Below are 17,506 nucleotides of genomic sequence, written 5' to 3' on the forward strand. Positions count from 1 at the left end.
CCTGGCGGACCTTCGGTGCGGTCGGGGTGATGTCCCGACCTTCACACACAACCGCCAGCGGTCCCAAAATGCTGAACCCCATCTTGCCTTCCCCCGATCGCATCGGAGATTTCCGGTACTCACAGATCGAGCTAGCGGGGCCGGAGACGATGCTCGGACGTTAAATGTCCGGCTGGGCCAGCGCGGCCCAGGATAACTCCAGCTCCTAGAAGCAGACTCGAGACGCGGTTGATCTCTTTTGCATGGGCCACGGTGCCCCCCGTCTCCAGCATTTGTTTTTAGGCCACCTACGGCTGGCCTGGGCTACGCATGGCTTACATGCCTATCGAGTACGTCTCCTCGGGAAATCCGTGAACGGTCAAGTACACGCTGCGTAGTCGAATGATAACCATATTGAGTAGGTGATCAGGTTGCACCGGGCGTCTAGCACAGACGCATTGTTGCATGTTTTTTCTGGCTTTCAAGATGCGGTCTAAGTGGCTCTTTGGCCAGGTTCGACGAGCAGAAGATGATCAGTTGGGCCGAAACGTCGACAGGTGTCTTGACGTGCCAAGACCGAGCGGTAAGCAAGTGCTTCTGTCGGGTTGCGAGGTGCTGCGGGGGCCGGTCCGGCGGCCGCTGACCTGGATGGCGGCGTGCCGGTCCGCGGGCGGGAATCGCCCGGCCCGGCATCGGGTCTCGGTCCGGGTCCAGGTCGTGCGGGTGCCGGGTGAATGCGCGTGGGAGGCCCCTTGGGGGTCCGGTCGGCGCGATCGGTCGTGGGGGATATATCCGGCTGCGCTGTGTTCACGGGCCGTTGCTCACCGGATTCGACAGAAGCGGCCGGGGTGTGTGGACGGTTCGCGGAACGGCGGGGGTGGTGCCGATCCCCGGTCCGCGACCGAGTCGTGCCGGCGGTGTGCGGTGGGGCGGGGCCCCGCCCGCCACTGTCGGCGCGAGGGCGGCCGGATCGGCCGGGCCCGTGGTCTTCGCGCCGCGGCCGGTGGCGCGAAACGACGGTCGTGCGCTTGTTCGCGGCATGGGCGACGTGGTCATTACCCGAACCGTCGAAAGCATGTTATCGGCGACTTGACGGGTCGAAAAGTTTGTAGTCACGGTCATACGGTCGTTCAACCGTCGCGGCGGCGCTCCCATGCGGGGCGACGCGCCGGTGGGCGGTGTTCACGGATGGTTCCCTTCGACCGCCAGACGGCCTCGGCCTGCTGCTTTCCGGTCTGTCGGCCGAACCGGCCGTACGGGCATTCCCGGCGCGCCGAAGGTGGGCGTGCCGAGGCCCACCCGGGCGAACTTGCCCCCTGGGGATTTCTTTGGTATACGAGATGTATCGCGAGTTATGTGGAGTAAACACCGACAGTATCTGAATTACGGAAGACGTTCATCGTCGGTTGACGTATGTAGAGATTCTCCCGCCGTAGGGCCGACGCGGGGTAATCCGGAATGCCGGGCACCCGACCGGAGACATAGGTGATCTTGTCGGGGTCCGCGGCTTCGTGCCGGCCGATGTGGTGAGGAAGGTGCTCCAAGTGTCCGAACGGCCAGTCCATGTCTTGATCATCGGTGCGGGTCTGAGTGGCACCTGTCTCGCGCATGGTCTGAAGAGAGCGGGACTCAGCGTGGCCGTCTATGAGCGGGAAGCCGCCAGGGGCGACGGCTTCTTCGGCTGTCGGCTGGCGATCGGGCCACGGGGTTCCAAGGCCTTGCGTGATGCCCTTCCGCCGGATCTGTACCAGACTTTTCTCGCCACCTGTGCGGCGCCGCCCCGGCATCTCGCCGTTTATTCGGATGGACTCGACGAGCTGCTCAGCATCCGGCTGCCGGCGTCGGCGGGAAGCGGAGACGGATCCGCGACCGGGATGCATTACGCGAGTGCGATGACCCTGCGCCAACTGATGCTGACCGGAGTTGAGGATGTCGTTCATTTCGGAAAAGAGCTAACTCATTACGAACAACGGCCAGGCGGGCGGATAGCCGCGTTCTTCGCGGACGGCAGCTCCGCTGTCGGTGACGTCCTGGTCGGGGCCGACGGCCGGTGTTCGCGAGTGCGGCGTCAGTATCTTCCGCACGCCGGCGTGCTGGAATGCGGGCCCGCCGCGGTGTTCGGGCAGGTGCCTCTCTCCGACGCCGCGATGGTACTCCCGGGGAAGATGCTCGAGGGCCTGTCGGTGGTGTCGGGACGCGACGGGTCATCGCTGATGACCCAGCCGATGGAGTTCAAGTGGGACGCGATGGGGGAGCCGAAACCGCACGTCGGCCGCCTGGACGCGGCGCTCATCAAGACCTGGCCGGGCCTTTCGCACGACCGGACCGTGGACCACGTGCTGTGGGGTCTCATGGTGCCCTCGTGGTTCAGCCGGACCGAACCCGCCTGCCTTGCCGGCGACAGGCTCGTCGACGCCGTGATGGGTCTCACCAGGCCGTGGCACACCGCGCTGCGCGCGCTGGTGAAGCTGACCGATCCGGCGACGGCGGCGGCGACCCCTGCCCTGGTCTCGGATTCGGTCGCACGGTGGCAGGCGACGAACGTCACTCTGCTGGGAGACGCCCTCGTGTGCAGGGTGCCGGACGCGGGCGAGGGGGCCAACGCCGCCTTTCGCGCCGCCGGGATCCTGTGTCGCCTCCTCGCCGAGGCCGTCGACCGGGGACGGCCGGTCGTCAGCGCGATCAACGACTATGAGGCGGCGACGCACCGATGCGGTCGCGCCGCGAGCTCGGCGTACACCAAATGCCTCACCCGCCAGGCCCGGGCGACCAAGCCGGTGATCGGCCCGGTGCTGGCCGCGGGGACCCGCATGCGACTGCGGGTCGCCGACCGGGTGCCCCGGCTGAAGGCGCGGGTGGCGAGCGAGTACCGATGGCTGCAGGGCGGCAGCACCGCCTGACCGGTCACCGGATGCTCGGCCGGTCGGCCCCTCGACGGACGTTCGACCCCACGTGGTGAGGGACGCTCGACGCCGCGTCGACGACGCGTCCGCGTGAGGAGGAGCCTCGGTCATCGGTCGGCCGCGCACGACCGCGCCGCGAGGGCGCCGGATTACCGTCCGGCCTCGGGGCGGACGGCGCGGACCCTGCTGGAGGTCGTCCCACACCGCCGCGAGCCTCCCATGCCGTCGAACACCCTTCGAAAATGCGATATAGCTTGACCGAACACTGATCGGCCAGCAGAATGGCGATCGTTACCAAACGATGTTCGCGAGAAGAGGCGACTGTGACTCCGACGATCGAGGCGCACGGGCTGGTCAAGCGCTTCCGTCGCAAGACGGCTCTCGACGGACTTGACCTGGAGGTCGAGTCCGGCCAGGTCATGGCGGTGCTCGGGCCCAACGGCGCGGGGAAGACCACCTTTGTCCGCTGCGTGTCCACGCTCCTGCGTCCCGACGACGGCGTGTTGCGCGTGGTCGGCCACGACGCCCGGCGTGAGCCGGGGAAGGTCCGCAAGGCCATCGGGCTCGCCGGCCAGTACGCCGCCGTCGAACCGGCGATGACCGGTCGGGAGAACCTCGAGCTCGTGGCCCGGCTGTTCGGTCAGCGGGCCGGTGAGGCGCGGGCCAACGCCACCCGCGTCCTGGAGCGCTTCGGTCTCGCGGACGACGGTGACCGGCTGGTGCGCACCTACTCCGGCGGCATGCGCCGCAAGCTCGACCTGGGCGCGAGCCTGGTGAGCGCGCCGCGCCTGCTGCTGCTCGACGAGCCGACCACCGGGCTCGACCCCCGGGCCCGGCTGGAGCTGTGGGACAACATCGATGATCTCGCCGCCCAGGGAACCGACGTCCTGCTCACGACCCAGTATCTGGACGAGGCCGACCGTCTCGCCAGCCACCTGGTGATCATCAACCGCGGACGCGTGGTCGCCTCCGGACCGCCGTCGGAGCTCAAGCAGCGTGTCGGCGGCAACGTGCTCGAGGTCCACGTGCGGGACCGCGCCGACACGCCGGCGGTGGCCGCGGCGCTGGCCCGGCTCGGCTGGACGGAACCGCAGATCGATGAGGCGACCCGGCGGGTGAGCGTGGGCGTGGGCGCGGACGCCACGGCCGAGCAGCTGATCAGCGGGTTGCGTGCGGTCGACGACGTCGGCACCGCATTGACCGATATCAGCCTTCGCCAGCCGAAACTCGACGAGGTCTTCCTCGCCCTCACCGGACGGGAACTGGAGAGCCCGCCCACCGAGGGCAGCAAGGCCGGCGAGACGGTTAAGTGAGCGCAGGACAGGAGACGACCATGACCGCCCTCGCCACCACCCGCCAGGCAGGGAGCCACCTGCCGATGAGCACGCTGCTCGTCGCGAAACGAGCGTTGCTCACCTTCATGCGGACCCCCCAGCTCGTCGTCCTCAGCACCGTCCAGATGGCGGGGTTCCTCGTCGCGTTCCGCTACGTGTTCGGCGGCGCGATCGGAACCAGCCAGGGGCTGCCGTACGTCGACTTCGCCGTCCCGGGCTTCATCGCCGCCGGGGTGCTCTTCAGCACCCTCGGCACGGCCATCGCGATGGCCGACGACCTGCAGAGCGGGCTCATCGACCGGCTGCGCTCACTGCCCATGCCGCGTTCGTCCGTGCTGATCGGACGGGTCCTGGCCGACGTGATCGTCCTCACCTGGAGCCTCGGCGTCACGACGGCGGTCGGGTTCGCCATCGGCTTCCGCCTGCACGGGACCGTCGCGCAGGGGATCGCCGCATTCGGCGTCTGCCTGCTGTTCGGGCTGGCCTTCAGCTGGGTGTTCATCGCAGCCGGACTGCTCGCCGGGAACGCCCAGGCCGCCAACGGCGTCTCGTTGATCGTCTTCGTCCTGACGTTCGTCTCGAACGCGTACGTACCGTCCTCGTCGATGCCGTCGTGGATTCGCGGGTTCGCCGACAACCAGCCCGTCACCCTCATGGCCGACACCGTGCGGGCGCTGACGGTGGGCGACCGGGCCCAGGCGCTGCTCGGCCACGACGCGTCGTACTTCATGATCCGCTCGCTGATCTGGACGGCGGCGCTCATGGTGGGGTTCGGCGCCCTGGCGGTGGCGATCTACCGGCGGCGCTGAGGCGTACGGCGATCGGCCGGGCGGCCGATCGCCGCCGCGACCGGAAGACGAGAGCGACTCCCCCGTCGTCTCTTCAGCCGTGGAATTCGGCAGCGGGTCCCCGCTGCCGAATTCTCGCGTACGTACCCGGGAGCCGTCGCGCCGCCGGTCGGCGCGGGACGGCTCCGGAGCCCGGCGGTCCGCACGCCGCGGACTCCGCCGTACCTCGGGGGACCGCCGTCACCGGTGCGCCATCCGGCCGAGGATCGCGTTCAGGGCGCCGGCCAGCGGTTCGGCGGCGTCGCCGGCCGGTGCGTCGCACCGCCAGGCCGTGTAGCCGTCCGGCCGTACGAGCACCGCCCCCACGGTGCCGACGTCGTAGCGGTCCCGCCAGGCGTCGTCCACGTCGACCAGGTCGACGCCGGCCGACGCCGGCCCGACGCGGTAGGCCCGCAGTGGAACGCCGGTGGCACCGGCGACGTCGCGCGCCGCGTCGATCCACGGCTTCCCGTCGGATCCGGTCAGCAGGACGAAGGCGTCGTGGAACAGGTCGTGCACGGCGATCCGGTCGCCGCCGCGGTCGAGCCACAGGTGCGGTGCGCGGAGCCCGGGACGTGCCCGGTGCTCCAGCGAGTCGCCGTAGACGGACTCGTGGCCGGCGTCGAGCAACGCCGCGGACCGGTACCGCTGGCCGAGCGTGCACAGGGTGTCGTCCACGTCCTCGTCGCCGGGTTCGCTGCCGAACCGCGTCTCCTGGCGCCGGACGGTGATCTGGGCCAGGGCCCGCGCGACCGGGCGCCGTTCCGCCTCATAGGTGTCGAGCAGGCTCTCGGACGCCCAGCCGCGGATCGAGGCGGCGAGCTTCCAGGCCAGGTTGTGGGCGTCCTGTACCGCCGCGTTGGCGCCCATCGCCCCCGTCGGCGGCCACACGTGAGCGGTGTCCCCGGTGAGGAAGACCCGGCCGCTGCGGTAGTGGTCCGCGACGCCCACCGCTTCGTCCCAGGCGGCGATGTCGAGCACCTCGACGGGCAGGTCCCGGCCGATCACCGCTTTCGCCAGCCGGGCGCACCGTTCGGTGGTGAAGTCGGCCGCCGACTCCTTCTCCCCGTCATAGGTGACGCTGACCGTCCACTGGTCGGGCACCGAGGTGGTGAGCAGCGAACCGAGGCCGACCTCCGGGTTGACGACGATCCAGAGCAGTGCCCTCTTCTTCACGATCTCCGACAGGTCGGCCCGGATGACGAAGCTGACCCAGTGCTGGATGATCCCCGGCCCGGTGTGGGGGATGCCCAGGCGCTGCCGGATCGTGCCACGGTACCCGTCGGCCGCGATGAGGTGGTCGGCCCGGATGGTGCGGCGTCGGCCGGTCGCCCGATCGTCGGTCACCGCCGTCACGTGGTCGGCGTACGCGTCGACCGAGACGCACTGGGTGTTGAACCGGAGCTCGGCGCCGTTACGGCGGGCGGCCTCGATCAGGATGGGTTCCACGCTGCGCTGGTCGGCCATCACGAACCGGCCGGCGGTCAGGTCGGGCAACGCCCTCGGCGTCTCCTCGTCGAGGACCCAGTTCCAGTCGCCGGTGATCCGCTCGCAACGGACGACTCCCGACTCCGTGTCGAACGGTCGTCCGGCGTCCTCGATCGGCGGCTCCACGCCGAAGGCCCGGTAGATCTCCATGGTCCGCTGGTTGATCCCGCGCGCCCGGCCCTGGATCGAGACGGTCGGATGGCGGTCCACCAACACGGTGCGCACACCCTGATGCGACAAGAACAGCGCCGATGTCAGCCCCGCGTATCCGCCGCCGACGATCAGGACTTGGGCGGTCTCGTCGTATGCCGTCACGTCAGCCCTCTCTCCGGTCATCTTTCCCCGAACCTCGCACGACCGGCTCGAGTCGAGCTAGACCCAAGGCGTTCGAGCCGCCGCCGAGGCCGGCGGTGGAGTTTGAGGCGAAAAGAGCTACCAGGAGGAGTCAATGCCGTTCGTGGCGATCACCTATGACATCAAGAGCGGCCATGAGGACGAGGTCGCCGAGGTCTTCCAGAACTTCCAGCGGCCGAAGTCCCCGGTCGTTCCCGGCGCCGACGGCGGGCAGGCCGGACGCATCCTGGCCACCGCGGTTTTCATCCGGGACGGCCTGCTGGTGCGGTTCATCGAGTACGAGGGAGACCTGGACGCGGTGGCCCGGCACATGGGTGCTCAGCCGGGCGTCCGCGAGGTGGAGCGGAAACTCAAGCCCTACCTCAACGCCCCGCGTGACACCGACACCGTGGACGGGTTCGTCCGGACTTTCAAGAAGAGCATGCTGCGCAGCGTCACCCAGCTCTCGGTACCCCGGCAGATGGCGTAGCCCGCGGGCGATCCGCGCCGGGTGGCGGAGGGCGTGACGGTACGGGCAAACGATCAAGCCGGCGTCGAGAGGCCCTCGAGGTAGGGGGTCCAACCTTGGCCGACATATCGCGGAACCCCGCATGACCAGCCGCGATGCCAGGCGGTCCTCGGTGCGCCGAGCCACCGCCGACCCCTATGCCGCGCTTGATCATCGGAGTTGACGCCATGCCCCAGAGACGCCGCTCGCAAGAGCCGCCACCCATGAGGTCCGGTCGCGGACCGCGCCGGCCGACGTACCGGTCGATCGCCGCCGCGGTCTTCGGACTCATCGCGCTCGTCGCCACCGGCGCGCCGGCGCTGGCCGCGTCCGGCGCGTCCGGCGGCCGGACCTACTACGTCGACTGCGCCGCCGGTAAGGACTCCTCCGCCGGCACGACGACCGGCACCGCCTGGCGGACCCTGGGCCGCGTCAACACGGCGACATTCAAGCCCGGCGACTCCATCCTGCTGCGCCGGGGGACCAGCTGCGCCGGAACGCTGGCCCCGCAGGGATCGGGGACCTCCGCCGCCCCGATCGTGGTCGGCGCGTACGGCAGCGGCGCCCGGCCGGCGATCAACGCGGCGGGCGCGCGGGCGGCCGTGTACCTGCACAACGTGCAGGGCTGGGAGATCCGCCACCTGGACGTCTCCGATCCGGCGACGAGCGACGGAAACCCGCGCACCGGGATCTACGTGCTGCTGGAGGACTACGGCACCGGCGGTCACTACGTGGTCGATGACGTGACGGTTCACGACGTGACCGGGTGCGACTGCACGGATCCGGAGATCGAGCCCAGCGGGGGCGTGGTCTTCAGGGCGGCCGGTTCGGCCGTGCCGACCGGCTTCGACGGCATCCAGGTCTCCCACAGCGCCGTCTCCCGTGTCCACGGGTTCGGGATCGGCACGACGTCGCGGTGGAGCCGCCGGCCGCAGCACCCGGACGGCGTCGGCCCGTTCGTTCCCATGAGCCACGTCGACGTCGCGGGCAACCGGCTCCAGGATCTCGGCGGCTCCGGGATCGTGGTGCAGAACGGCGTCGATCCACTGATCGAGCGCAACGACGTCGACGGCTTCTCCCGGGACGAGACGACCGCCCACAGCGGCATCTACGCCTGGAACTCCGACGGCGCGGTCGAGCAGTACAACCGCGTCACGAACGGCGACGCCACTCCATTCGCGCCCGCCTACAGCATCGAGGCGGCGAGTTCACGCTCGCTCTTGCAGTACAACTACAGCAGTGACAACCACGGCGGGTTCGTCTATATCTGCGGTGACGCGGGCAACCCCATCGACGGCGCGACGGTGCGCTACAACATCAGCCAGAATGACAGGAACGTCGCGCTGGGCGCTCTCGTCATTCCGCTCATCAGCGTCTGCCCTGGCAGCGTGGATAGCAACATCACCTTCTACAACAATGTCGTCTACAGCGACGTGGCGGACAACACTTCTTTGATCAACATCTTCTTCGGCGACGCGCCGCATGTCTTCAAGAACAACATATTCGTCGGCGGGGCGTCCGGTCTGATGATCAACGACTCCGCCGGAGTCTATGACCATAATCTCTACGACGGCATCGGATCGGTGCCGTCCGGTGCGACGAACTCGGTCACCGCCAAGCCGCTGTTCAAACGTCCGGGCCAGGGACCCGACGGCTACCGGCTCGCCTGCGGTTCGCCGGCCTTCCGGGCGGGCGTGGCGATTCCGGACGCCGGTGACCGCGACTTCTACGGCTTCCGGCTGCAGGCCGACCAGCCCCCGAACATCGGCTCCTACCAGGGCCCCGCCTGCGCGAGCAACAGCCACCGATGATCTGACCACGATATGCGCCGCCGCGGCGGCCGGGACCGGCGAGGTCCCGGCCGCCGCGCTTTTCCCGCTACCGCGTCCGCTCGAGAACGTGTTGAGAACGGCGCTCGGCGTTCCCCCCATTCGAGCCTCGTGCGGCCCCGCGTGTTTCGAGCCAGGTTCGACCGGAACCAGACCCGGTCGGATGAGCATGGCGGCACAGCACGAGAGGAGGTCCGGGGTGCACCGGACATTGATCGTCGCTCGGATGGCGCCGGGCGAGGCAGAGAGCGTGGCGCAAATATTCGCGGACTCGGACGCGACCGACCTGCCCCGGATGGTCGGCGTGTCGCGACGTACGCTGTTCCGCTTCCACGACCTGTATTTCCACTTGGTGGAGGCGGATGACGATATTTCGCCGAGCCTCTACAAGGCGCGCAGCCATCCGCTCTATTCGGAGATCAACGAGCGGCTGTCGCACCACATCCGACCGTACGACCCGAACTGGAAAGAGCCCAAGGACGCCATGGCGTCTCCTTTCTACGTCTGGGAGGCGAACGGTGAGTGACTCAGCGCAGCAGCTCACGGCTCCGGTGAAGGTCGCCGCCCGCGACGTGGCTCCGAACCGCCGGCGCGGCGGCGACATCCGGGTCGTCCTCAGCCCGAAGACGGTCGCCTCGACGTCCGGTTTCATGGGCACGCTGACCCTCGCTCCCGACGAGTTCGTGGCCGAGCACTACCACCCCTACTCGGAGGAGTTCATCTTCGTGGTCCGGGGCCGGATCACCGCGCGGATCGAGGGCGAGACCCTCATCGAGCTGTCCGCGGGCGAGGGCCTGATGGTGCCCATCGGCCAGCGGCACCGCGTCTGGAACTCCGGGACCGAGGAGGCCCACGCGGTCTTCCACCTCAGCCCGCTGGCGCCCCGGCCCGACCTCGGCCACGTGGACACCGAGCCGCTGCCGCAGTCCGGGGCCGGACAGCCCCAGCTCGACGTCGGGGGCCGCGCCGATGAGTGACAGACAGGTCGTCATCACCGGGATGGGGGTGGTGGCGCCGGGCGGGATCGGCACCAAGGCGTACTGGGACCTGCTGACCGCCGGCCGTACGGCGACCCGCACCATCACCCTGTTCGACGCCTCCGGCTTCCGCTCGCGGATCGCCGCCGAGTGCGACTTCGATCCCGCCGCGGAGGGCCTGAGCCCGCAGGAGATCCGCCGGATGGACCGCGCCGCGCAGTTCGGTGTCGTGTGCGCCCGCGAGGCCCTGGCCGACAGCGGCCTGGAGGAGGGCGACATCCCGCCCGAGCGGATCGGCGTCACCATCGGCAGCGCCGTCGGCTGCACGATGGGCCTCGAGGAGGAGTACGTCGTCCTCAGCGACGGCGGCCGCCGGTGGCTCGTCGACCCGGCCTACGCCGTGCCTCATCTCTACGGGCACATGGTGCCGAGCACGATGGCGTGCGAGGTCGCCTGGGTGGCCGGAGCCGAGGGCCCGGTATCGCTGATCTCCACCGGATGCACGGCCGGGCTGGACGCCGTCTGCGCCGGCAGCAACCTGATACTCAGCGGCCGCTCCGACGTGGTGATCGCCGGGGCGACCGACGCGCCGATCTCGCCGATCACCTCGGCGTGCTTCGACGCGATCAAGGCGACGTCCTCGAACAACGACGACCCGGCGCACGCCTCCCGGCCGTTCGACGCGCGCCGGGACGGGTTCGTCCTCGGCGAGGGCGCGGCGGTCTTCGTACTGGAGGAACGCGAGGCTGCCCACCGGCGCGGGGCGCACGTCTACGCCGAGGTGGCCGGCTTCGCGAACCGCAGCAACGCCTACCACATGACCGGCCTCAAGCCCGACGGCCGCGAGATGGCCGAGGCGATCACGCACGCGCTGCGCCTGGCCCGGCAGGACCCCACCGACATCGACTACATCAACGCGCACGGTTCCGGGACCAAGCAGAACGACCGTCATGAGACGGCGGCGTTCAAGCGCTCCCTCGGCCGGCACGCGTACGAGGTGCCGGTCAGCTCGATCAAGTCGATGATCGGGCATTCGCTCGGCGCCATCGGCTCGATCGAGGTGGCGGCCTGCGCGCTGGCCATCGAGCACCAGGTCGTGCCGCCGACGGCCAACCTGCACGAGGCCGATCCGGAGTGCGATCTCGACTACGTGCCGCTGACCGCGCGCGAACACGCCATCGACACCGTCCTCAGCGTCGGAAGCGGTTTCGGAGGTTTCCAGACCGCCGTGGTGATGAGGCGGGACCGGACATGAGCGAGCGCAGCGAGCGAATCATGAACGCAGTGCCTCCGGTCGCTCCGCCGACGCCGGGAGGTCGGCCGGGGCGGGTTGGTCGGGCGAGGAAGGAGGCCGCATGACCAGATCCGCGGTCATCACCGGGATCGGGGTCACGGCTCCGAACGGCCTCGGGACCGAGGCCTACTGGTCGGCGACCCTCGACGGACGCAGCGGCCTCGCGCCGATCGAACGGTTCGACCCGTCCGACTATCCGGTGCGGGTGGCCGGAGAGGTGACGGAGTTCACCGCGCGCGACCACGTGCCCGGCCGACTGATCCCGCAGACCGACAACTGGACCCACCTCGGTCTGACCGCCGCGGCGTGGGCGCTGGAGGACGCGGTCGCCGACCCGCAGACGTTCCCCGAGTACGACATGGCGGTGGTGACCGCCAGCTCGTCCGGGGGCACGGAGTTCGGCCAGCGCGAGATCGAGCGGCTGTGGTCGAAGGGACCCCGATGGGTCGGCGCGTACCAGTCGATCGCCTGGTTCTACGCGGCGACGACCGGGCAGATCTCCATCCGGCACGGGATGCGCGGCCCGTGCGGGGTGATCTGCGCCGAGCAGGCCGGGGCGCTGGACGCGGCCGGGCAGGCACGGCAGTTGGTCCAGCAGGGAACCCGCCTGGTGGTCACCGGCGGCACGGACGCGTCGCTGTGCCCCTATGGGCTGACCGCGCAGTACGCCAACGGCAGGTTGAGTGAGAGCGCCGATCCAGGCGGCGCGTATCTGCCCTTCGACGCCGCCGCAGCCGGTTACGTCCCCGGTGAGGGCGGCGCGATGCTCGTCGTGGAGGACGCGGCCGAGGCACGGGCCCGTTCCGCGCCGCGGCTGTACGGGACGATCGCCGGCTACGCCGCGACGTTCGACCCGCGGCCGGGATCCTCGCGCGAACCCGGGCTGCGCCGGGCGATCGAACTGGCCCTGACGGACGCCGGGCTCGCCCCCGAGGCGATCGGGGTCGTCTTCGCGGACGCCGCCGGCGTGCCGGAACTCGACCGGCAGGAGGCGGCGGCGATCAGCGCCGTCTTCGGTCCGGCCGGCGTTCCGGTCACCGCGCCCAAGACCATGACCGGACGTCTCAACGCGGGTGGAGCGGCCCTGGACGTCGCCGCCGCCCTGCTCGCGATGCGCGACGGCGTCATCCCGCCCACGGTCGGCGTCACCGAACTCGCGCCGGGTTGCGACATCGACCTGGTGCGCGACGCGCCGAGAGAGGCGCCACTCAGCGCCGCCCTGGTGCTCGCCCGCGGCTACGGCGGCTTCAACGCGGCAATCGTCCTGACGGCGACCGACTAACGGAGTGACAGATGGCAGAGTCCGGATCCTTCACCCTCGACGATCTCAGAGAGATCCTGCGCACCTGCGCGGGGGACGCCGAGTCCGTCGACCTCGACAGTGACATCGCCGACGTCACGTTCGAGGAGCTCGGCTACGACTCGCTCGCCGTGCTGGAGGTGGCGGCGAAGCTGCAGAACCACCTCGGCGTGGTCATCCCCGACGACGCGACCGAGCAGTTGCCCACGCCGCGTGCCCTGACCGACTACGTCAACCTCCGACTGGTGGCCTGACCAGCCGAAGGACGCCCACCGGCCCGACAAGGAAAGAACTCATGGCAGGACACACTGACAACGCGATCGTCATCAACGCGCCCATGGCCCTGGTGTGGGACATGACCAACGACGTCGCGTCATGGCCTTCGCTGTTCAGCGAGTACGCCGCCGCGGAGATCCTGAAACGCGACGGCGACACGGTCACCTTCCGGCTCACGATGCATCCCGACGAGGACGGCCAGGTGTGGAGCTGGGTCTCCGAGCGGACCGCCGACCCGGTCGGTCGTGAGGTCAACGCTCACCGGATCGAGACGGGTCCGTTCGAGCACATGAACATCCACTGGGAGTACCGCGAGGTCGCGGACGGCGTGCGCATGCGCTGGGTGCAGGACTTCCACATGAAGCCGCAGGCGCCCGTCGACGACGCCGCCATGACCGAGCACCTCAACCGGAACACCGCGATCCAGATGGACCGGATCAAGCGACTGGTGGAGGAGGCCGCGGCCGGCCACGTGGCGGCGGCGACCACCCGGCAGGCCGAGGGATGATCTCGGCGCTGCTCCCACTGGCGCTGTTCGCCAACGGCGTGGCGGTCGGCGTCATGCTCGGCAACGCGATCGGGCCGGCCGCGATGGCGCTCCACCTGCCGTACGCCCGCTACGTCGAGCTGATCAAGTTCATGTGGCCGCGGTACGACCCCTTCGTTCCCATCCTGAACGTCCTGGCGTTCGGGCTGGACATCGCGATGGCGGTGACGGCCGGCGGGCGGCGGGACGGCACGGAGGCGTCCGATCTGTTCATCGGCGCGGCCGTGCTGCTCGGCGTGCTCATGGTGATCTCGGTGACCAAGAACGTCCCGATCAACAAGTACGTGACGGGCCTGGACCCGGCGAGCCAGCCGGACGACTGGCCCGAGCGCGATCCCCGGGCCAGCTGGAAGCGGTGGAACGACATCCGGGTCGGCCTCGGCATCACCGCCCTGGTCGCCAACCTCGCGGGCGCGGCGGTGTTGCTGTGACCGCATCGGAACCCCACACGGACGGCGAAGGAACGATGGACATCAATCTGTCAGGCAAGAAGGTCCTGGTGACCGGCGGGTCGCGTGGCGTCGGGCGGGGCATCGTCCTCGGCCTCGCCCGCGCGGGCGCCGACGTGGTCACCTGCTATCGGACGGACGGCGAGGCGGTCGCCTCCCTCACCCGGGAGCTGAAGGAGACCGGCGGGGAGCACCACCTCGTCAAGGCGGACGTGAGCGTCCCGGCCGAGGTCGACGCGCTCGTCGAGGCCTGCCGCACCTCGTTCGGACGGCTGGACGCGGTCGTGCACAACGCGGGCGTCATCAGCCACGTACCGTTCGCCGAGCTGCCGTTCGAGGAGTGGCGGCGGATCGTCGACAACAACCTCGGCGGCCCGTACCTCGTCACGCAGCGGGCGCTGCCGCTGATCCCCTCCGGCGGGTCGGTCGTCTTCATCGGCTCCCGGGTGGCCGAGGTCGGCATCCCGCTGCGCGCGCACTACACCGCCACCAAGGCGGGCCTGGTCGGGCTCACCCGCTCGCTGTCCAAGGAACTCGGCGGACGCGGCGTCCGAGTGAACGTGGTGGCGCCGGGTCCCATCCAGACGGAGGAGCCCACCCCGCCGCAGGTCCTGGAGCGGTACCAGAAGCTCATCCCCCTGGGCCGGCTCGGCACCCCGGACGACGTCGCCGGCGTCGTGGCGTTCCTGACCAGCGACCTGTCACGGTTCGTGAACGGCGTGTCGATCAACGTGGACGGAGGGATCTGATGGCCGAGGAGAGCGTGCCGGTTCTGATCGTCGGCGGCGGGCCGGTGGGGCTGTCCACCGCCGTCTTCCTCGGTCGGCACGGCATCAGGTCACTGCTGGTCGAGAAGCGGCCGGACACCTCCCTGCTGCCGCGGGCCCCGGGCCTGCAGGCGCGCACGATGGAGCTGTTCCGCGCGGCGGGGCTCGGCAAGGAGGTGCGGGCGCTGGAGATCGGCGACTCGCACCCCTTCTTCGAGGGCGGGATCCTGCGGGTCAACACCTACTCCGAGATCGCGGACGCCGAGGTCCTGGAGGCGCCGTCGCTGGACAGCCCGGAGATCAGCCCCGAACGCGTCATGGGCTGCGGGCAGGACCGGTACGAGGTCGTCCTCGCGGAGAAGGCCGGGGAGTTCGGGGCGGAGGTCCGCTTCGGCAGCCGCCTGCTGTCCCTGGAGCAGGACGACGACGGCGTCACCGCCGAGATCGAGGACGTACGGACCGGCACGGTCGGCACCGTCCGGGCCCGTTACGTGGTCGGCGCGGACGGCGCGAGCAGCGCGGTCCGCCGGATGCTGGGCGTGTCCCGCGTCGGACGGGGCACCGTCTTCAACGCGCTCAGCATCTACTTCCGCGCCCCCGAGCTGGAGAAGATCCTGCAGGACCGGCCGTTCATCCTGTGCTACGCCACCGCCGGCGGCACGATGATCGGCCTGTCCCGGCTGCACGGGCGGGATCCGTGGCTGGCCGCCCCGCTGTACCACCCCGACAAGGGCGAGTCGCCGGCGGACTTCACCGACGAGCGCTGCGTCGAGATCGTCCGGATGGCGTCCGGCAGGCCGGACATGCAGGTCGAGATCATGGCGAAGGTGCCCTGGGAGGGCTCCCAGCTCGTGGCGGAGCGCTTCCGCGTCGGCCGGGTCTTCCTGGCCGGCGACGCGGCCCACGTTCACCCGCCGGCCGGCGGGTTCGGCGCGAACACCGGCATCCACGACGCGCACAACCTGGCGTGGAAGCTCGCCGCCACGCTGAAGGGCTGGGGCAACGAGAAGCTGCTCGACACCTACCACGACGAGCGGCACGCGGTCGGCAACGCGATGGCCGAGCAGGCCATGGTGCGCAACCGGGTCCGGCACGGGCACGCGGACGAGCAGGTCCGGGCGAAGATGGTCGACGACATCATCATCACGCTCGGCTACCGGTACCGTTCCTCGGCGATCATCTCCGAGGAGTCCAAGCCGGTACTGACCGCGCCGCTGCGCCTGGTCGGTGAGCCCGGCACCCGCGCCCCGCACGTCTGGCTTCGCCGGGGCGAGGAACGGATCTCCACCATCGACCTGTTCTACGACTCGTACGTCCTGCTCACCGGAGCGCAGGGCGCCGGGTGGCACGAGGCGGCGGCCGCCCTCGCCGCGCGCAGTGAGGTGCCGCTGCGGGCGGTCCGGATCGGGCCGGGCGGCGACTACGCCGCCGCGGACGGCGACTGGGCCGCGGCGTACGGCGTCTCCGAGCGCGGTGCCGTGCTGGTCCGGCCGGACGCCTTCGTGGCGTGGCGGAGTAGCGACGACCGGTCGGACCCCGTCGGTGTGCTGGGAGACGTCCTCGCCCAGGTCGCCGGGGCCGCCGGCCCGGTCGTGGCCGGCCGCTGACGGAGCCCGTGACGCGGGAAGGGAATGACGAGATGATGCGGGACGAGCTGGCGACGATCGCCAAGCCCGTGCTCGCCGCGGTCACCGACCACCCGTTCTGGGCCGGGGTCCGCGCGGGCACGCTACCGACGGCCTCGCTGCGGTACTTCGCCGAGCAGGACGCTCGGTACGTCGTGCCCGCGTACGCCCGGGCGCTGGCCCGCGTGGCGGCGACCGCCGACGGCCATGCCCATGCCGCGATGCTCTGCGAGGCGGCGAACGCGACGTTCGAGTCGGTTCCCCGGCTCCTCCGCGAGCTCACCGAGCTCGCCGAGGAGCCGGGCGGACCGGCGGATCCAGGCCGACCGGGGCCGCAGGGCGGACCGGGGGCGCCGGGAGAGCCAGGTGGACCAGGGCTGCAGGGGGGACCCGGGGCACCCGGGGACCCGGGTGGACCGGGGGAGGGCGTCGCGCCGATCGACCCGGCGTGCCGCGCGCACACCTCCTTCATGACCGCGGTCGCCACGGATTCGTTCGCCGCCGCGATCGGCGGACTGCTGCCCATGACCTGGTTCCATCTCCAGGTCTCGGACGATCTGCGACAAGGACGAGCACCGGGCTCCCGGTACGCCGCCTGGATCGATCGGTACTGCCCGGGCGACGGCTATCAGGAGTACGTCGCGGCTTACCTGACCATGGTCGACGAGGTGAGCGACCGGTGCTCGGCCCGCGACCGGGACCGCCTCGCCGAACGATTCCTGCTCGGCGCCCGTCACGAGTGGGCGTTCGCCGAGGCGGCGTGGCGGCACCGCGGATAGGGCCGCACCGCGCGCGATCAGTTCTGGCGCGCTCATTTCAAAAAGGTCCCGGTGCTCCTGGCCCGGTGATGGCACACCGCCACATCGAGGTGTCCCCGCGGCGCCGAATCGACCGCTCTGTCCTCCGCCATCCCCGCTTCATCGGGATGGTCGCTGTGATCTCATCGTCCGCGCTTCGTCAGGCGAACGTGCAAGCGAAGGAAAGCGAAATGGGATTCGGTCTTCTCGGTCCGCTGGCGGTTGTGTGTGAAGGTCGGGACATCACCCCGACCGCACCGAAGGTCCGCCAGG

Annotated in this window: 16 protein-coding genes; 15 read left to right on the top strand and 1 reads right to left on the bottom strand. The window is 70.1% G+C overall.

Features of this window, described 5'->3' with window-relative positions; genetic code table 11:
• Nucleotides 1-1,490: 1,490 nt before the first annotated feature.
• The 3 genes from ABD978_RS36625 (at nucleotide 1,491) to ABD978_RS36635 (ending at nucleotide 5,025) form a co-directional block, all read left to right on the top strand.
• On the top strand, nucleotides 1,491-2,879 hold the full coding sequence (locus tag ABD978_RS36625; protein WP_345364939.1) for an FAD-dependent oxidoreductase: 1,389 nt from the start codon (nucleotides 1,491-1,493) through the stop codon (nucleotides 2,877-2,879).
• 326 nt (nucleotides 2,880-3,205) lie between these two features.
• Nucleotides 3,206-4,195 (top strand): ATP-binding cassette domain-containing protein, encoded by a 990-nt coding sequence (locus ABD978_RS36630; protein ID WP_345364941.1) that lies wholly within the window; start codon nucleotides 3,206-3,208, stop codon nucleotides 4,193-4,195.
• 20 nt (nucleotides 4,196-4,215) lie between these two features.
• Entirely contained in the window at nucleotides 4,216-5,025 is an 810-nt protein-coding gene (locus ABD978_RS36635) for an ABC transporter permease (protein ID WP_345364943.1), read from the top strand.
• Nucleotides 5,026-5,244: 219 nt separating this feature from the next.
• Here the strand turns inward: ABD978_RS36635 and ABD978_RS36640 are convergent, their stop codons facing one another.
• Complete coding sequence (locus ABD978_RS36640; RefSeq protein ID WP_345364947.1) at nucleotides 5,245-6,846, bottom strand: FAD-dependent monooxygenase; 1,602 nt, start codon at nucleotides 6,844-6,846, stop codon at nucleotides 5,245-5,247.
• Between the two features lie 133 nt (nucleotides 6,847-6,979).
• Between ABD978_RS36640 and ABD978_RS36645 the strand changes: the two genes are divergently transcribed.
• From ABD978_RS36645 to ABD978_RS36700, 12 genes are all read left to right on the top strand, one after another.
• Nucleotides 6,980-7,354 (top strand): SchA/CurD-like domain-containing protein, encoded by a 375-nt coding sequence (locus tag ABD978_RS36645; protein ID WP_345364949.1) that lies wholly within the window; start codon nucleotides 6,980-6,982, stop codon nucleotides 7,352-7,354.
• Between the two features lie 242 nt (nucleotides 7,355-7,596).
• Nucleotides 7,597-9,183 carry a right-handed parallel beta-helix repeat-containing protein gene (locus ABD978_RS36650; protein ID WP_345364951.1) on the top strand — a complete coding sequence of 529 codons (1,587 nt, stop codon included), beginning with the start codon at nucleotides 7,597-7,599 and terminating at the stop codon, nucleotides 9,181-9,183.
• 217 nt (nucleotides 9,184-9,400) lie between these two features.
• Nucleotides 9,401-9,727, top strand: a complete 327-nt coding sequence (locus tag ABD978_RS36655; RefSeq protein WP_345364953.1) for a TcmI family type II polyketide cyclase — start codon at nucleotides 9,401-9,403, stop codon at nucleotides 9,725-9,727.
• On the top strand, nucleotides 9,720-10,178 hold the full coding sequence (locus tag ABD978_RS36660; protein WP_345364955.1) for a cupin domain-containing protein: 459 nt from the start codon (nucleotides 9,720-9,722) through the stop codon (nucleotides 10,176-10,178). Before ABD978_RS36655 ends, ABD978_RS36660 begins: the two co-directional genes overlap by 8 nt.
• The gene (locus tag ABD978_RS36665; RefSeq protein WP_345364957.1) at nucleotides 10,171-11,433 is read left to right on the top strand and encodes a beta-ketoacyl-[acyl-carrier-protein] synthase family protein; all 1,263 of its coding nucleotides are present in this window, start codon (nucleotides 10,171-10,173) and stop codon (nucleotides 11,431-11,433) included. The genes ABD978_RS36660 and ABD978_RS36665 overlap by 8 nt, the downstream gene beginning before the upstream one ends.
• Nucleotides 11,434-11,533: 100 nt before the next feature.
• A complete protein-coding gene (locus tag ABD978_RS36670) occupies nucleotides 11,534-12,754 on the top strand; it encodes a ketosynthase chain-length factor (RefSeq protein WP_345364959.1) in 1,221 nt (406 codons plus the stop codon).
• An 11-nt stretch (nucleotides 12,755-12,765) separates the two neighbouring features.
• Nucleotides 12,766-13,026 (top strand): acyl carrier protein, encoded by a 261-nt coding sequence (locus tag ABD978_RS36675; RefSeq protein WP_345364961.1) that lies wholly within the window; start codon nucleotides 12,766-12,768, stop codon nucleotides 13,024-13,026.
• A 41-nt stretch (nucleotides 13,027-13,067) separates the two neighbouring features.
• Nucleotides 13,068-13,556: an SRPBCC family protein gene (locus ABD978_RS36680; protein WP_345364963.1), complete on the top strand. Its 489-nt coding sequence runs from the start codon at nucleotides 13,068-13,070 to the stop codon at nucleotides 13,554-13,556.
• Nucleotides 13,553-14,026, top strand: a complete 474-nt coding sequence (locus ABD978_RS36685) for an anthrone oxygenase family protein (RefSeq protein ID WP_345364965.1) — start codon at nucleotides 13,553-13,555, stop codon at nucleotides 14,024-14,026. Before ABD978_RS36680 ends, ABD978_RS36685 begins: the two co-directional genes overlap by 4 nt.
• A gap of 35 nt (nucleotides 14,027-14,061) precedes the next feature.
• Complete coding sequence (locus ABD978_RS36690; protein ID WP_345364967.1) at nucleotides 14,062-14,793, top strand: SDR family NAD(P)-dependent oxidoreductase; 732 nt, start codon at nucleotides 14,062-14,064, stop codon at nucleotides 14,791-14,793.
• Nucleotides 14,793-16,418, top strand: coding sequence for an FAD-dependent monooxygenase (locus tag ABD978_RS36695; protein WP_345364969.1), 1,626 nt, complete (start codon nucleotides 14,793-14,795; stop codon nucleotides 16,416-16,418). The genes ABD978_RS36690 and ABD978_RS36695 overlap by 1 nt, the downstream gene beginning before the upstream one ends.
• 32 nt (nucleotides 16,419-16,450) lie before the next feature.
• Entirely contained in the window at nucleotides 16,451-17,215 is a 765-nt protein-coding gene (locus ABD978_RS36700; RefSeq protein ID WP_345364971.1) for a TenA family protein, read from the top strand.
• Nucleotides 17,216-17,506 lie beyond the last annotated feature (291 nt).

Origin of the sequence: Actinoallomurus liliacearum (assembly GCF_039542035.1) — a bacterium.
Lineage (GTDB): Bacteria > Actinomycetota > Actinomycetes > Streptosporangiales > Streptosporangiaceae > Actinoallomurus > Actinoallomurus liliacearum.

Excerpts from the sequence above, each read along its gene's own strand:
- ABD978_RS36665 (WP_345364957.1), top strand. The coding sequence starts at position 10,171 with ATGAGTGACAGACAGGTCGTCATCACCGGGATGGGGGTGGTGGCGCCG.
- ABD978_RS36700 (WP_345364971.1), top strand. The coding sequence starts at position 16,451 with ATGATGCGGGACGAGCTGGCGACGATCGCCAAGCCCGTGCTCGCCGCG.
- ABD978_RS36695 (WP_345364969.1), top strand. The coding sequence starts at position 14,793 with ATGGCCGAGGAGAGCGTGCCGGTTCTGATCGTCGGCGGCGGGCCGGTG.
- ABD978_RS36645 (WP_345364949.1), top strand. The coding sequence starts at position 6,980 with ATGCCGTTCGTGGCGATCACCTATGACATCAAGAGCGGCCATGAGGAC.
- ABD978_RS36635 (WP_345364943.1), top strand. The coding sequence starts at position 4,216 with ATGACCGCCCTCGCCACCACCCGCCAGGCAGGGAGCCACCTGCCGATG.
- ABD978_RS36650 (WP_345364951.1), top strand. The coding sequence starts at position 7,597 with ATGAGGTCCGGTCGCGGACCGCGCCGGCCGACGTACCGGTCGATCGCC.
- ABD978_RS36690 (WP_345364967.1), top strand. The coding sequence starts at position 14,062 with ATGGACATCAATCTGTCAGGCAAGAAGGTCCTGGTGACCGGCGGGTCG.
- ABD978_RS36675 (WP_345364961.1), top strand. The coding sequence starts at position 12,766 with ATGGCAGAGTCCGGATCCTTCACCCTCGACGATCTCAGAGAGATCCTG.
- ABD978_RS36680 (WP_345364963.1), top strand. The coding sequence starts at position 13,068 with ATGGCAGGACACACTGACAACGCGATCGTCATCAACGCGCCCATGGCC.
- ABD978_RS36685 (WP_345364965.1), top strand. The coding sequence starts at position 13,553 with ATGATCTCGGCGCTGCTCCCACTGGCGCTGTTCGCCAACGGCGTGGCG.
- ABD978_RS36670 (WP_345364959.1), top strand. The coding sequence starts at position 11,534 with ATGACCAGATCCGCGGTCATCACCGGGATCGGGGTCACGGCTCCGAAC.